The following is a 15491-nucleotide window of genomic DNA, read 5'->3' as shown; positions in this document are numbered from 1 at the left end:
ATGGCAGTTCCTTCCGGGGATTCGACCCCCTCATTCTAGACAGCGTACGTTTCGCATGGGTAAGAAGAATTCGCGATAAACGACGGCTTGTACTGTTAATCGAACATGACCGGTCCCTGCGGTATTAGGCGGGACCCTGCAGAAGTTGTTGCTGCAGAAGGACTAGTTCTTTGATGCCGGCCTCTGCATAGTCGAGCATCAGGCCGAGCTGGGCGCGAGTGTAGGGCTCGCGTTCGGCCGTGGCCTGTGTTTCGACCAGTCCACCGGAGGCAGTCATGACGACATTCATGTCGACGTCGGCCTGGGAGTCTTCTTCATAGGCGAGGTCGAGCAGCACGTTTCCGTCGACGATGCCCACAGATGTCGCGGCGACGAGTTCTTTCATCGGGGACTTGGGTAGTGTGCCCGCGGTAACCAGACGATTGAGTGCAAGAGCTAATGCAGCGCAGGCACCTGTGATGGCGGCGGTTCGCGTGCCACCATCTGCCTGGAGGACATCGCAGTCGAGGATGATGGAGCGCTCGCCAAGGGCCTTCAGGTCGACGACGCTGCGCAGCGAGCGACCGATGAGGCGCTGGATCTCGTGGGTGCGTCCGCCGATTTTGCCTCGCTCGCTCTCACGGGGTGTGCGCGTTAGCGTGGCACGCGGCAACATGCTATATTCCGCCGTAACCCAGCCTTTGCCGCTATTACGTAGCCAACCCGGCACACTGGGCTCTACAGTTGCGTTGCACAAAACTCTTGTGTTCCCGGCTTCGATCAGCACCGAACCTTCGGCGGTTGCGACGAAGTTCGGTACCAGGCGGGTAGGGCGGAGCGCAGTAGCGGCCCGGCCACCGGAACGGAAGACGGTCTGAGGAAATTCGGTGGAAGAAGTCACGGTACCAGTATCTCGCACGGACGAGCGATGGGGATCAGTTCCATTTTGGGAAACTCGTATTGGCGATGTGTGACCTGCACAATCGTCTGCGATCCGCATTTAGGTTACTTTTCAGAATTACTATTGCGTCGCGAAACCGGATTATAGGTAACACACGAACGAATGTCAGATACCAAAAAAAGCGTGCGCATTGTCGGCAAAGCTGGGACGTTAGCGGAAGATTTCCGCCCGGAACTGGTTACGCCACTACGAGATTGGCAATTGCTGGAATCAAACCCGAACGGCGATTCTCACCATGTGAGTCGCAATGGTGGGGTCCATGGCCTGGAGCTGTTGCGTCCTCATGCGGCTGAGAACCCGATACGGAAGCACGATATGGCCAAGGTGCAACTGCTGGTGTTGGATGACGATCCTCCGGTATTGAAGGCTTGTTGCGAGATTGCATCGGGAATGGGCTTTGCCGTGCACGCAGCCAATTCGGCGGAAGAGGCACGCGAGGCGGTCCGAGTACATGCGCTTGACGTGGTGCTGATGGATCTGAAGATGCCGGCGGGTGGCTTGTCTCTGCTGGAAGAGATCCGTATGCGACGTCCGCGGTCTTCGATCGTAGTGATGACCGCCTTTGCGACGGTCTCATCAGCGGTGGAGGCGATCCGCCTAGGCGCGAGTGACTACCTGACCAAGCCGTTCGCTATGGATGAGCTGACTGGCGTTCTGGAGCGAGCGGGGCAGCGGCGCAGCTTTGAACTTGAGAGTCGGCGGGTGCAACAGCATCTGCGCGGGCAAAACGGCCATGGACGGTTGATCGGCTCTTCGCCTGCGATGGAGAAGCTCTACCGGATTGTGGCGAAGGTCGCGCTGTCGACGCACCCCGTCTTGATACTGGGCGAGAGCGGGACGGGCAAGGAGACGGTTGCCCGCACGATTCATACGAGCGGGCCGAACGGCAGCCGACGCTTCGCGGTGGTGGAATGCGGCCAATTGGCGCCGGCCGTGCTGGAGAGTGAACTCTTCGGCTACTCGCGTAGTGCGTATACCGGCTTTGACCGCAGTAAGGATGCGCTGCTGACGTCCGAGGAGGGCGGCACGCTCTTCCTGGACCAAGTGAGCGAGATGCCGCTGGACCTGCAGGCGAAGCTACTGCGCGCGCTGCAGGATAAAGAGGTGCGAGCGGCCGGTTCAAGGCAGGGAGTGCCGTTGACGGTGCGGATCCTGGCCGGCAGCAGCCGCAACCTGTCGTCGCTGGTGGACCAGGGATTGTTTCGCAAGGATCTCTATTACCGGTTGAACGTCGTGGGTCTGCACATGCCTCCGCTGCGGGAACGCCCTGAGGATATTCCGCTTCTGGCGGAACACTTTCTGGAGCGCATGCGCCGGGAGAGTGCAGTTGCTTATCAGTTTTCTGCCGATGCGATGCGGGTGATGTCCGGGTATGGCTGGCCCGGAAATGTGCGGGAGTTGGAAGGCGCGGTAGAGCGTGCTTGCGCGTTGTCCAGCGGGCCCGTGCTTCACATGGGAGACCTGCCCACGCAGATGCAGAGTATGGCGGCAATCGATGTTTTGGCCGCGAACGTTCTGAGGGTGGATGAACGGCGAAACGCCGAGAGCAAGTCTCGTGCGGAAGGAGGTGCGCCGGCGATTGTGTCGATCGCAGAGTTGGAACGTGAAGCAATTCTGAACACGATCCGCCAGTTACATGGCGATAAGTTGATGGCGGCCAAATTACTTGGCATCGGAAAAACGACGCTTTACCGGAAGCTGAAAGAGTACGGCATCTCTGACTCTTAACGAGTTGCGAGATTAAGGCGACAGTTTGTAGAACTTGTCTTGTAAGTGAATCCCCAAGGTAACTTCCCGATTTCTGTGAACCGTCGAGCAGTGAGGCGGAAATATGGAGAAGACTGTACTGATCGTGACCGCGATTGACGGCGCCGAGAACCTGGCACGTGCTCTCTCGCGGGAGGCAGATGCCGTAGTTGAGATTGCCCGCAGCCGCCGAGCGGCACTGGCGAGATTGCGACGCGACCGTGTAACGGCTGTCCTTTTGGATACATCTTTATCCGAGGCGGAGATCACCACATCAGAGATGGTGTGGCAGAACGCCGAGGGTGCTGTGCCTTTGGAGATCAACCTTGCGAACCTGGGTGCGAACGGTGTGGTGCGCCTGCTTCGAAGCCTGCTGGATGGTCGCGAACAGGCCGAGGCGGTGGGCCGACGAGAGGCCACGGCGGCGGTATCGCGTGAACTGCAGTCCACGATTACGGGGCTGTTGTTGCAGAGCGATCTCATCCTTCGCGAGAAATTCCTGACACCTGCGGTGGCAGATAAGGCGCGGCTGATGAAGGAGCTTGCAACTTCGCTGCGTGAGCGCCTCCGCTCCGGCGACGGTGGGAACGTGCCGCCGCCGCCACGGGCTGCGCGGCTGCCTTCGCCCACTTATGGACAGAGCGGGATGGTGCCGTGATGAATCGGCGTCTGCTATGCTGCCCAAAACACCCAATCGCGAGGCGGGAACGTGCGTTTGTCTGGCACGCGTCCACCTTGTGGTTCGGCCCCAGGAGCAGTATGGACATCGCAACGCCCGCACCCGTCGCACCCGTCAAGATCACCGTTAAACCCAATGGACCACTGCGCGTGGAAGGTCACATCCTGCTGACTGACGCCGATGGCAAAGAGTGGGATCTGACCGGCAAGCCGGCCATTTCACTGTGCCGCTGCGGCGCAAGCGAGAAGCGTCCGTTCTGCGACGGCGCACACAATCGCGTGGGCTTTCAGTGCATGACGTCACCGGGCAATCTGACCGGTCAGTAGTTTGATCGCTGTACGAATCTCACCAGGAGCTGCTTCCTTCATGGCTTACCGCTCGCTCGCTGTCGCCGCCGTTGCTGTGTCTTGTTTGCTTCCTTCCATCGTCCAGGCCGCGGCACAGCAGCCTGCGCAGCGAGCGGGCAGTACGGAAGTGGCGGCACGACCGTATACGCGTACTGAGGCCATGGTGCCGGTGCGTGATGGTGTGAAGCTGCACCTGGTGATCGTGCGTCCCGAAGGCTCTGAGACGAGTGGAGAGCCGCTGCCGATCCTGATGTCGCGCACACCGTACGGCGCGCGTGGCAGCAGCGAGGGCGTCAACGGCAGCAAGCCGGAGCTGGCGCAGAGCGGCTACATCTTCGTCTACGCGGACATCCGCGGCAAGTACGGCAGCGAGGGCCAGTTCGTGATGAATCGGCCTTTGCTGCACGTGCCGGGAAATCGTACCGATCCCAAGCTGGTTGATGAGAGCAGCGACACCTACGACACTGTGGAGTGGATGCTGAAGAACCTGCCGAACAACAACGGTCGAGTTGGAGTGCTGGGTGTTTCCTATCCGGGATTTCTGGCGATGATGGCTGGACTTGATCACCATCCGTCGGTGAAGGCCATCTCGCCGCAGGCTCCGATGACGGACATCTGGATGGGTGATGACTTCTTCCACAATGGTGCGTTCCGACAGACCTACGGATATGACTATGTGCTGCAGCTGGAGCGTGCGAAGGATGATCAGCGTGTCAGCTACAACGGCGACACGTATGAGTACTTCCTGAAGCAGGGTAACTTTGCCAACGCTGCGGCTGACGCGAAGATGACGGAGCTGCCGACGGCGAAGCGCTTCCTGGCTGAGCCGGAGTACTCGCCGTTCTGGAAGGCGATGGCGGTTCAGACACATCTGCAAAAACCTGAAGTTCCGACGCTGGAGACGGGCGGCTGGTGGGACCAGGAGGACATGTGGGGTACGCAGGCGGAGTACGCTGCGCTGCACGCGCATGAGGACTCCAGCGATCCGAAGCACAAGGTCTACCTGGCGCTGGGACCGTGGAATCACGGCGGTTGGGGATCAAGCAGCAACAAGCTGGGCGCGATCGACTTTGGGCAGCCGACGGGCGTCGAGTATCGGAAGACGATCGAGGCACCGTTCTTCGAGCTGCACCTGAAGGACAAGAAGGGCTTCGATCTGGAAGATACGGCGAGCTTCCGGACGGGATCGAACCAGTGGCAGCATTACGCGCAGTGGCCGCCGAAGGTTGGGTTCAAGCCGGCGAAGCTTTACCTGGGTGAGAACAACACGCTTGGTTTCAGCGCGCCGAAGGCGAGCTACATGGCGAAGTATGTCTCCGATCCTTCGAACCCGATTCCTTACCGCGAGCGCCCGATTCAGTCCACTTACGGTGATAAGTCGACCTGGCGTACGTGGCTTGTGAGCGATCAGCGATTTGTAACATCGCGCAAGGATCAGGCGAGCTTTACATCTCCTGCGCTGGATCGCGATACGACTGTGACCGGGGACATTGTTGCGGACATCTTTGCTGCGACCTCAGGCACCGATGGTGACTGGGTGGTGAAGCTGATCGATGTCTATCCGGACGATGCGCCGGGGGGCATGGGCGGCTACCAGTTGATGATTGTGGATGAGATCTTCCGTGGCCGTTATCGCAAGAGCTTCGAGAAGCCTGAGGCGATCAAAGCGGGCGAGGTGCAGGAGTACAAGTGGAGCCTGCACGGTGCGGATCACACCTTCCTTAAGGGCCACAAGATGATGGTGCAGGTGCAGTCGACGTGGTTCCCGCTGTATGACCGGAATCCGCAGACGTTTGTGCCGAACATCATGTCTGCTCCGTTGAGCAGTTACAAGCCTGCGACGATTACGGTTTACGCGACGCCGAAATATCCTTCGCACCTGGACGTACTGCGGCCGGATGCGGACGTGACGGTCGAGGCGAGGACGGGTTCCTCTGAACCGGTGAGCGGTTCCAACTGAGGGTACCCTCCCCCTGTTTCTCGTAAATATCAGATTCGAAACAAGTTGACGATTCCCGTTTTTGCAAAAATTAGATTCCATTGGAGTTACACGCAAAAATTAGATTTCAAAGGACTTAGCGATTCAAAAGAAGAACGGGAGGGCCACTGGGCCCTCCCGTTTCGCTGTCTTTATTGTATCGCGGGTGTCAAGGGCTTTCGGTTTCTTTATCCTCGGCTTCGCGGTCATGATCCGCTCCTGGAGCGCTGGGCGCGCGCAGAATCTCGAAGCGTTTGAAACTTTTCGATGCCATGCCGGTCTATTGCGGGCATGGACGGCTTTCAAGTGAAGCGCTGCTGGTTCGTTGCGAAGTCCTTGGCGGCTGCTTTGGTTGTCTTCGTGGCGGTGCCCGTGAGCGCCCAGACAGCGGGGCGGCCAATGAGCTTCGATGTGGCTTCCATCCGCCAGAACGTAAGCAACACCGGCACCTGTAGTCCAGACCAGGTGCAGCCGACGCGCAATGGAATTCATATGACGAACTGCCCGCTCCTGGTGGTAGTCGGCGCGGCCCATATCCCGAGATCGGGCGATCCGCTGGGATACCTGGTGCAGGACCGCATATTAGCGATGCCGCGAGAGCTATCGCAGGAGCGCTATAACATCGACGCTCATATTGGCGATTCGGACGCCGAGGCCTGGCGAGATCCGGTGGAGCGGACAAGGATGCTGCACGCGATGATGCAGACGCTGCTGGCCGAGAGATTCAAGTTGGTGGTCCATCGCGAGATGACAGACAAGCCGATCTTCGCATTGCGAATTGCGAAGAATGGACCGAAGCTGAAGCCCGCCAAATCCGGCGATGGGGAGCAAGCCCGGGTCATGCATCCCGGTGCAGTGGCGGTTCCCGGTGGTAGCGGATTTTTCGTTCGCGACCCGGCCAACGGGCACATCGAAATCTACGGCGCCACCATAGGCACGCTGGCGTTGCTGTTGTCCGGACCCGCGGGACGCCCCGTGGTGGACAAGACGGGGCTCACCGGGATCTATGACATGGCGCTTGACCTGGGGCAGGCCGGACTCGCCGCGGATAACTCAGCGGATATCGGACCCTCGGTGTTCTCGTCGTTGCAGGCAGAGCTTGGGTTGAAGCTGACTTCCGATAAGGACAAAGTGGAGTGCCTGATCATCGACCACATCGAGCGACCGTCACCGAATTAGATCTCTAACGACTCGCCAATTCGGATGGTTGATCCGTATTTATGCGCATTGGCACAGAGTAAGAACGGAGGGCAAGTTGGCCCTCCTCATTCGCTGTCTTGATGTATCGCGGGGTGTCAAGCGACTTCCGCTGTGGGCGGGTGGGCCAGGCGCCGAGGAAGATTGCGACTCAGAGGCGAAAGTTATCGGCAGAGACTGCCACTGTGGTTGACCGGTGTTTTGTATCGTCCTACTTCGATGAGCGCATTGGCGATTTTCACTCGTCGAGTAGTCTCCCGCTGACGAGAAGCACGGTCACGGGGAGCGATCGTGGTTTACTCCCCACGTTTGAGGTATTCCCCTGGACTGGTTCCAACCACACGCTTGAACGCCTTACTGAAGGCAGCATCCGATTCGTAACCGACCGACCGGGCAATGTCGACGAGTTTCCTGTCCTTCTGTTCGAGTAAATGCATCGCCTTCTGCATTCGCCACTCCGTCACATATTCCAGCGGTGTTTGTCCCAGCAGTTCTTTGAAGCGCACTGCGAATGCGGAGCGTGACACGCCCGCCGCTTCGGACAGAGACTCCACTGTCCAGGGCGCACCCACACGATCGTGAAAAGCAGTCAGGGCGCTGCCGATTTGAGGATCGAACACGGCACGAAGCCATCCCTTGTTGCGTCCCGGGTCCGACGCAATGTACGCCCGCAGTACCTGGATGAATAGAACCTCGGCCAGGCGTGTCGCAACAATCCCAGACCCCGGCACCTGGTCTGCCATCTCCGACGCCAGCGCCTGCATCGTGTTCTGAAGAGCAAACGTGCGTGCCTGATCAGCCCTGATCAGAATGAAGCTCGGCAATAGCTGGGTGATCGGTTTCAGACTTGCGCGGTCGAAACTAAGAGAGCCGCAGACGATCGTCGTCGGCGCGCCGCCACCTCCACAATGACCGACGTTGCTCTCAGCCCGGGCCGCAATGTCGCGGAAACTCAACTTCGGATGCGTTCGAGGGCTATCGCGCATGATGATCGGAGTGTCACGGGTCAGCAACATGCAGTCACCACCCGTCAGTGGTATCGGCTCCGTAATGCCCTCGACATTGAGCCAGCAGTTGCCGCGCGAAAGCATGGCGAAGTGCGCCAGGTCTGTCGGTGAGCTGCTTTTGTCAGCATCCGGCTCTCTCTGTTCGCTCTCCGCTCCTCCCCCTTTGAGTCCCCAAGGGGCGGTAGCCTCCAGCCTGTGCTGACCGAATGCAGTTACGTGCAGCGTTCGGAAGACATCTGATATCGGGTCCAATGAAACCTCCGTGTTTGGACGAATAGACAAAAGTTTTGGACTTCTGAACAGTTCTCGTCCATCGCAAGATGAATCTACTCCTGTGTACGAATGTTACGGCACGCAAAGGAGCAAGTATGGGAAAGCTTGAAGGTAAGGTTGCAGTTATCACGGGAGGGTCGAGCGGTTTGGCCCTGGAGAGCGCCAAGCTGTTCGTTGAAGAAGGTGCCTACGTCTTCATCACGGGCCGCAGGCAGCAGGCGCTCGATGAGGCCGTAAAGCTGATCGGCCGGAACGTGACGGGCGTGCGCGGAGACGCAGCCAATCTGGACGATCTGGACCGCCTCTTCGATACGGTCAAGAAGCAAAAGGGCAAAATCGACATTCTCTTCGCGAGTGCCGGCAAAGGCGAAGCCGCAGTGCTGGGCGAGATTACGGAACAGCATTTCGATAGTGAGTTCGGCCTGATTGTACGCGGAACGCTGTTCACGGCGCAGAAGGCGTTGCCGCTGATCAATGACGGCGGATCGATCATCCTGACCGGATCGGTCGCATCGGTCAAAGGATTTCCTGGCTACGGCGTCTACGCGGCTAGCAAGGCAGCCTTGCGCTCCTTTGCACGCACGTGGCTCAACGAACTGAAGGGCAGAAAGATCCGCGTGAACGTGCTGAGCCCGGGGCAGGTGGACACACCGGATTCTCAGCGTCTGGACCAGGCAACGAGGGAGATGTTCGAGTCCTTGATCCCCCGCGGAAAGATGGGTCGTCCTGAGGAGATTGCAGCGGCAGCGCTGTTCCTGGCTTCCGACGATTCGAGCTATGTGAACGGCATGGATTTTGCGGTCGACGGCGGCTTCTCAGCGGTCTGAGTCGTGCCGCATCGCCAAAGGTGGTTGATCTCCCGAACCACCAAGAAGGAACTTTATCCAACGAAATATCGCACGGCAAACTGAAGGGAAATTATGGGAAAGCTTGAAGGAAAAGTAGCAGTCATCACGGGTGGATCGAGCGGCATGGCCCTGGCGAGCGCGAAGCGCTTCGTGGAAGAAGGTGCCTATGTCTTCATCACCGGCCGTCGGCAGGAGCAACTGGATGAGGCGCTCAAGACGATTGGCCGGAATGTAACGGGCGTGCGCGGTGACGCAGCCAATCTGGACGATCTGGACCGCCTCTTCGATACGGTCAAGCGCGAAAAGGGCAAGATCGACATCCTGTTCGCAAGTGCCGGCAAAGGGGAACCACTGCCACTGGGCCAGATCACTGAGGAGCACTTCGACGCGGCCTTTGACCTCAATGTGCGCGGCACCCTCTTCACGGTTCAGAAGGCGTTGCCGCTGTTGAGTGATGGCGCATCGATCATCATGACCGGCTCCAATGCTTCCGCAAAAGGCTTCCCCGGTTTCGGTGTCTATGCCGCGAGCAAGTTGGCGTTACGCTCCTTCGCACGCACGTGGGTCAACGAACTGAAGGGCAGACATATCCGTGTGAACCTGCTGGTTCCGGGGGCTGTCACCTCGCCGATGCAGGAAGAGGTCCTCAGCAAGGAGGCGCGGGAGTTCTTCGAGTCGCTCATTCCGCGCGGCAAGATGGGACAGCCTGAAGAGATTGCGACGGTCGCGTTGTTCCTCGCTTCTGACGATTCCAGCTACGTGAACGGGGTGGAGTTGTTCGTCGATGGTGGCATGACGGCCGTTTAAGATCGGCGGCCCCCGGTGAGTGGCGGTTCGCTAACGCACTCACCGGATTCCATCAGCGGGAGAGCAACACCAACAGGTATCGGAGAAAACTATGAGCTATGCAATTGTTGGATTCGGCAAGATAGGCCAGGCGCTCGCACAAGCGTTCGCGCGTAAGAACATCGACGTGACCGTCGCAAGCCGTCGGCCGCCCGAGGAACTGGCCTCGCAGGCTCGGGCCATCGGACCTACGGTCGTTGCCAGGTCGCTGCAGGAAGCTCTCAAGGCGGACACGATCTTCCTCGCGGTCCCGTTCGGCGAGCATAGTGCCGTTGCGAAGGCCTTGCCGAGCTGGAAGGGCAAGACGATCATTGACACGACGAACTCGTTCCCTGTCCCGCCTGAGGAACTGGACGGCCTGCCGTCCTCCGCGTTCCTTGCGAAGGCCTTCAATGGCGCCAGGCTGGTGAAAGGCTTCAATCACCTGATTGCTGCCACGCTCGCAACGAATCCAGTGGTCGAGGGCGGCTACCGTGTGGTCTTTCTGTCGAGCGACGACGAAGACGCAGTCGCTCCCGTGGCGGATCTTGCCAAACAGCTCGGGTACGCACCCGTGAAACTGGGCAGGCTTAACGAGGGCGGTGCCCTCGTGCACGCACGAGGTCGCACCTGGGGGCCACTCATCTTCCAGGACTTGTTCAGGAAGCAGCAGTAGTCCATCGACTGTCATTGGCTCCGAAAAGTACCCCTCCTGCATGGAGGGTCACCTCAGCCATGCACCGGCATAACAGAATGGGAGGAAGTGCGATGAGCACACACGAGAACGTCACAGTTGTGAAGAGTTTTTTCGCCGCGATCGGTCAGCGCGATAAGCAGGCCCTGCTGGCGCTGGTCTCCGAAGATCTTGAGTGGATCGTTCCAGGTGAGGACTGGCCGCTGGCCGGAACCTACCGCGGACACGCGGGGTTGCAGGAGGCACTTGAAAAGGCCAACCAGACGGTCGAGATGTCGTACCCGAAGCCCCCGGAGTTCGTTGCGCAGGGAGACCGGGTTCTGGCCATCGGCGTCGCTACGGGAAAGATCAGGGCCACCAGGAAGCCATTCAAGGACGAGTGGATCTTCGACATAACCGTCCGAAATGGCAAGGTGACGAGGATTCAGGAGTACATCGATACCCAAGCGCTTGCGCGTGCCTCCGAGCCGGCCACCAGATCGGCGCATTAGCCATCGCAGGTGGCGAATGCTTGTGAGTGCATCTTGCCGATGCACTCACTCAGACACGATAAGTATCCCGAGGCCGGCTTCTCAGAACCAAATCCGCCGAGGCGTTCTCGGTTGGCGAAAACAGGTCTTATCGCGCTTCGAGAGCTCCAGTGAACAGGCAGCCGAAGCGGTCATTTACCGGCTCTTCCAGGTTCTGCTTGCAACCGAGATAACGCTCGGTCGTAAGAACGGAGGCGTGCCCGAGAAGAAATTGTATTTGCTCCAGTTCGCCGCCACTCACATGGCAGAGTTTTGCGCAGGTTCGCCGAAGGTCGTGAGGCGCGAGGTGGTCGAGCTCTAGGCGCATCGCACAGCTCCGGACTACGTACCAGACGACGTTTTCGGATATACCGTTACCCCAGACGGTTCCGTGACGACTGACTGCCCTGAACACTCGTCCCGTCGCGGCGGATGCAGCTGTCAGCCATCTGTCTATGGCATTCTTTACCCAGCCGGGCATGGGAACGGTGCGGACGTGGTTGCCCTTTGCCAACTAAATCAACGATCGCCCAATGGCCCTGTCGGATTTGTATGTCTTCTCTGCGAAGTGCAGACAACTCTGCTCGGCGCAAACCGCGACCGAGCAGGATCGCGATCATAGCGACATCCCGAATGTGGCGTAGCCCTTGGCCATTCGCTTTCTCAAGAAGCAACCGAGCCTGATCCTGATTGAGCCAGTTGCCCGCACGGCATCCAAGTTGCTTGACGCCTTTAACGCGCCGTATGCCCGCAGCAAGTTCCGGACTCAGCAGACCCGAGTCTGCCGCTTCGTAGGCCAGCCTTCTGACCGCCGCAAGCCTCTGATTGATCGTCCCTGCGGCTAATCCGAGCGATTCGAGGTGTAGGCGGAAGCGGAGCACGACTGTCCGGTTCAGGGCTAGTCTAGGTTCTGAACAGTACCAGTCGATGAACTGCTCCATCGCAAACTTGTAGTTGCGCCGCGAACGCGGGGAGCTCAAGCTGTTCAATACTGAGGTCTTCGCGTGATCGAGATCTGGCAGGCGAAGAACCGTCTTCCGCACAACATGTTTTTTGGACCTCTTGAGCATACTGGCGGCCTCCTCTGCCGCAGACATGCCCAACACTCTACGCGCCTGCCAAGAGCTCAGGGTTGGTCGGCAGGACAAACACACAGGCGTTTCGCACCACTCCAAGCGATTCCTACAGCCACGGCTTTTCTCAGAAGCAACACCTCTGCCAAGCTCTGCCGGTCTTATATTGTTGCTTGAGAGAGGGGCCGCTGAAGCCCTCAGGCCGCACTGCTTTCATTCCGACTCCGGTAGGCAAGATAAAAGCCCGCGGGTACCAGGAAGATCGTCAACGCGACGGACAGGGTAAGGCCTCCGATGAGCGCCTGGGCAAGCGGCGCGTAGGACTCACTCCCTTCGCCGAGTTTCAGCGCCATGGGCAGCAGGCCGATCAGCGTTGCGAGGGACGTCATCAGGATGGGCCGCAGACGTACCCGGCATGAGGTGGTGATCGCTTCGCGCACGCTGTGCCCCAGGCTCAGCAGGTGATGGGCGAACTCTACGATCAGGATGCTGTTCGAAAGCGCGATACCCGCGAGCATGACGACGCCCATGAGCGACATTACATTGAGCGTTGTGCCCCAGAGCAGCAGCGCCACGATGACACCGGTGATGCCCGGCGGCAGGGCCAGCAGGATGATGAACGGGTCAACAAACGAGCGGAACTGCGCGACGAGGATGAGAAAGAGAAGAACGATCGAGAGCGTGAGACCGATGGCAAAGCTGCGGAAGGATTCGTTCATCGACTTGACGCTGCCGGTGAGTGCAACGCTGATGCCGTGCGGCGGATTGGACTGGTCCACGATCGCCTTGATCTGCTTGGTCAGCGTGCCCAGGTCTTCCTCCTGAGGACGGACATAGACATCAAGATTGCGACGAATCTGCGTGTGGTCGAGTTCGGTTGGCGCGTTGAACTGCTCGATCTTCGCAACCATATCGAGCCGTGTGGGCTGTGTGATGTTCGCGCCGTGCAGCGGGATGGCCTTCAGGTCTTCAATGGACTTTACCTGGCCTTCCTTGTACATCACCGTCAGAAAGTAGTTGTTGCCGCTCTTCGGATCGATCCAGATCGAGGGTGCAATCATCTGGTTGGAAGTGAGTGCCGTGATGATGTTTGACACAACCTCCTTTTCCGTGAGGCGTAACTGACTGGCGCGCGTGCGATCGACCGAGATGCGTAGCGAAGGATAGTCAATGTCCTGCGGGATATAGACATCCGCAACACCATGCACACCGCGGATCTTGCCGGCGATCTTCTGCGCGAGAGCATAGTCCGCGTTGACGTCATTGCCGGTGATGCGCACATCGATGGGAGCCGGAGCGCCCATGTTCAGGACGCCGTCAACCAGGCTACCGGAGGAGTAGAACGTCTGTACCTCGGGAATCTCTTTCGCGATTGCAGCCTTCACTTCATCGATGTAGTGGAAGCTGCTCGCCTTGTGATCTTCGCTGAGCGCAACCTGCGTGAAGCCTGTGTGCATGGCAGCGTTCGGCGAGAAGAGCGCAGAGAAGCCTGGGTCGACACCGATGTTCGTGACGACAATGCCGAGATCATGCTTCGACACAACGCGCTTGACGATGGCTTCGATCCTGGTTGCTTCCCCTTCCGTGGCCTGCAGGTTGGTGCCTGAGGGCGCCTTGAAGCTGATGACGAACTGACCGGCATCCGTACGCGGGAAGAAGGACAGGCCCATGAACGGGAAGAGCAGCAGCGACACAGCAAACAGGGCGCCTGCAGCGCCGAGCGTCTGCCATGGACGTTCAAGGACCCATGCGACTGCCCGATCGTAACGATGCAGGAGACCATCAAAGCCGCGCGTAAAGCTGGCATTGAAACGGGCCCACAGACCGTGATGCGTACTCGCTGGATCTGCTGAGATTGGCTGCTCGTCCTCAGCCGACTCATGAATGACTTCGCCGTGCGGGCTCTTGATAAAGCGTGCGCAGAAGAGCGGCACTACGGTGAGTGCGACGAAGTAAGAGGCGAAGAGCGAGATGACGACTGCGAGTGCGAGAGCGGAGAAGAGGAACCTGCTGACGCCGTAGAGCATTGTCACGGGGAAGAAGACGACCACTGTGGTGAGCGTGCCGGCCAGCACGGGCAGTGCGACCTCCTTGCCGCCGTTTTCGGCTGCGACGACTGGCGATTCGCCCTCTTCCATGTGCCGAAAGATGTTCTCCAGCACGACGACGGAGTTATCGATCAGGCGCGAGAGCGCGAGTGCAAGGCCGCCAAGCACCATGCTGTTGATGGAGCTTCCCGTCATCTTCAAGATGAAGAATGTTGACAGCAGCGATAGCGGAATCGAGAAGAAGACCGCGACCGTTGCACGCATGCTGCCCAGGAAGATCAGGATCATGAGGCAGGTGAGGAAGAGGCCTACGCCGCCCTCATGCACCAGCGTTGTGATGGCCACCTTGACGAAGCGGGATTGATCGAACTCCACGTCCGTCTTCAAAGAGCTGGGTACATCCACCAGAGTTTTCAGCGTGTCCTTGACGCCGTTCACGATGGCGATGGTGTTCGAATCACCACCCTGTTTGAAGATGGGCAGATACACGCCACGCTGACCGTTGACGCGGACGATGTTGTACTGCAGGCCGAAGGAGTCCTGCGGCGTTGCGACATCGCCTACGCGGACGGGGGATTGGCCAACCATCTTGAGCGGCACCTGCGCGATGTCTGCGGCGCCACCCAGCATGGAGTTGGTGTAGATGTTGTAGTCGTAGCGACCGATCTGTACGTCGCCTGCGGGCAGAATCACATTGGCATCATTGACTGCACGCACCACGTCCATGGGGCTAAGCTGATTGGCCTCCAGCTTGTACGGGTCGGCATACAGCATGATCTGCCGCCAGCGGCCACCGAATGGCTGCGTGACAGACGCACCCTGCACACTCGCAAGCTGGTTGCGGACGAAGTTCTGTCCCACGTCTTTTAACGTGCTCTCGTTCAAGCCGGAGCCACTGAGAGTCACGAGCGCAACGGGCGTGCTTGCAGCATCCTGCTTGAGCACGATGGGCGGATAGGTGCCCGGCGGCATGTCACGAAGATCGCTGCTCGCCAGTGAAGAGATGCTTGCAGCATCTGCATCCGGATCAGTGCCTGCACGGAAGTACACCTTGATCAGCGACACACCGGGCAGCGAGCGCGATTCCATGTGATCGATGCCGGCCGCCAGCGTGAACTGTCGCTCCAGGTGATAGGTGATGTTGGTTTCAATCTGCTGCGGCGGCATGCCGGAGTAGAAGGTAGCGACAGCAACCACCGGCAAATTCACCGGTGGAAACATGTCAACAGGCATACTGCCAACGCTGACCGTGCCAAGGATCATCACGACCAGGCACAGCACCACGATCAGATAGGGGTTGCGGATGGAAAATCCCGACATGCTTTGA

14 protein-coding genes are annotated in these 15491 nt (G+C 59.0%); 9 read left to right on the top strand and 5 right to left on the bottom strand.

Annotated elements, in window-relative coordinates:
• Nucleotides 1-124: 124 nt before the first annotated feature.
• Entirely contained in the window at nucleotides 125-880 is a 756-nt protein-coding gene (rph, locus tag TERRO_RS13360; protein WP_014786220.1) for a ribonuclease PH, read from the bottom strand.
• A gap of 162 nt (nucleotides 881-1042) precedes the next feature.
• Here rph and TERRO_RS13355 point away from each other — a divergent pair, with 162 nt between their 5' ends.
• From TERRO_RS13355 to TERRO_RS13330, 5 genes are all read left to right on the top strand, one after another.
• On the top strand, nucleotides 1043-2668 hold the full coding sequence (locus TERRO_RS13355) for a sigma-54-dependent transcriptional regulator (RefSeq protein WP_014786219.1): 1626 nt from the start codon (nucleotides 1043-1045) through the stop codon (nucleotides 2666-2668).
• Between the two features lie 103 nt (nucleotides 2669-2771).
• The gene (locus TERRO_RS13350) at nucleotides 2772-3344 is read left to right on the top strand and encodes a hypothetical protein (RefSeq protein ID WP_014786218.1); all 573 of its coding nucleotides are present in this window, start codon (nucleotides 2772-2774) and stop codon (nucleotides 3342-3344) included.
• Nucleotides 3345-3445: 101 nt separating this feature from the next.
• Entirely contained in the window at nucleotides 3446-3691 is a 246-nt protein-coding gene (locus TERRO_RS13345; protein ID WP_014786217.1) for a CDGSH iron-sulfur domain-containing protein, read from the top strand.
• Between the two features lie 40 nt (nucleotides 3692-3731).
• Nucleotides 3732-5672: a CocE/NonD family hydrolase gene (locus tag TERRO_RS13340; protein ID WP_014786216.1), complete on the top strand. Its 1941-nt coding sequence runs from the start codon at nucleotides 3732-3734 to the stop codon at nucleotides 5670-5672.
• Between the two features lie 285 nt (nucleotides 5673-5957).
• Nucleotides 5958-6869 carry a TIGR03435 family protein gene (locus TERRO_RS13330; protein WP_081490635.1) on the top strand — a complete coding sequence of 304 codons (912 nt, stop codon included), beginning with the start codon at nucleotides 5958-5960 and terminating at the stop codon, nucleotides 6867-6869.
• A 314-nt stretch (nucleotides 6870-7183) separates the two neighbouring features.
• Here TERRO_RS13330 and TERRO_RS13325 read toward each other — a convergent pair whose 3' ends face one another.
• The gene (locus TERRO_RS13325) at nucleotides 7184-8146 is read right to left on the bottom strand and encodes an AraC family transcriptional regulator (protein WP_014786214.1); all 963 of its coding nucleotides are present in this window, start codon (nucleotides 8144-8146) and stop codon (nucleotides 7184-7186) included.
• A 116-nt stretch (nucleotides 8147-8262) separates the two neighbouring features.
• Here TERRO_RS13325 and TERRO_RS13320 point away from each other — a divergent pair, with 116 nt between their 5' ends.
• From TERRO_RS13320 to TERRO_RS13305, 4 genes are all read left to right on the top strand, one after another.
• Complete coding sequence (locus TERRO_RS13320; RefSeq protein ID WP_014786213.1) at nucleotides 8263-8994, top strand: SDR family NAD(P)-dependent oxidoreductase; 732 nt, start codon at nucleotides 8263-8265, stop codon at nucleotides 8992-8994.
• A 93-nt stretch (nucleotides 8995-9087) separates the two neighbouring features.
• Complete coding sequence (locus TERRO_RS13315) at nucleotides 9088-9822, top strand: SDR family NAD(P)-dependent oxidoreductase (RefSeq protein WP_014786212.1); 735 nt, start codon at nucleotides 9088-9090, stop codon at nucleotides 9820-9822.
• Between the two features lie 46 nt (nucleotides 9823-9868).
• Complete coding sequence (locus TERRO_RS13310) at nucleotides 9869-10516, top strand: NADPH-dependent F420 reductase (protein ID WP_281047899.1); 648 nt, start codon at nucleotides 9869-9871, stop codon at nucleotides 10514-10516.
• A gap of 92 nt (nucleotides 10517-10608) precedes the next feature.
• Entirely contained in the window at nucleotides 10609-11025 is a 417-nt protein-coding gene (locus TERRO_RS13305) for a nuclear transport factor 2 family protein (RefSeq protein WP_014786210.1), read from the top strand.
• A 127-nt stretch (nucleotides 11026-11152) separates the two neighbouring features.
• Here the strand turns inward: TERRO_RS13305 and TERRO_RS23940 are convergent, their stop codons facing one another.
• The 3 genes from TERRO_RS23940 to TERRO_RS13295 all read right to left on the bottom strand — a co-directional run bounded on the left by TERRO_RS23940 (nucleotide 11153) and on the right by TERRO_RS13295 (nucleotide 15484).
• Complete coding sequence (locus TERRO_RS23940) at nucleotides 11153-11524, bottom strand: tyrosine-type recombinase/integrase (RefSeq protein ID WP_425358503.1); 372 nt, start codon at nucleotides 11522-11524, stop codon at nucleotides 11153-11155.
• Complete coding sequence (locus TERRO_RS13300) at nucleotides 11418-12140, bottom strand: tyrosine-type recombinase/integrase (protein ID WP_281047875.1); 723 nt, start codon at nucleotides 12138-12140, stop codon at nucleotides 11418-11420. Before TERRO_RS13300 ends, TERRO_RS23940 begins: the two co-directional genes overlap by 107 nt.
• Before the next feature lie 173 nt (nucleotides 12141-12313).
• On the bottom strand, nucleotides 12314-15484 hold the full coding sequence (locus tag TERRO_RS13295; protein WP_014786209.1) for an efflux RND transporter permease subunit: 3171 nt from the start codon (nucleotides 15482-15484) through the stop codon (nucleotides 12314-12316).
• Between the last annotated feature and the right edge of the window lie 7 nt (nucleotides 15485-15491).

The sequence above is a fragment of the Terriglobus roseus DSM 18391 genome, from assembly GCF_000265425.1.
In the GTDB taxonomy this organism is placed as follows: domain Bacteria; phylum Acidobacteriota; class Terriglobia; order Terriglobales; family Acidobacteriaceae; genus Terriglobus; species Terriglobus roseus.
The sequence above is the reverse complement of the archived record's forward strand: the minus strand, read 5'-3'. Positions and strand labels throughout refer to the sequence as shown.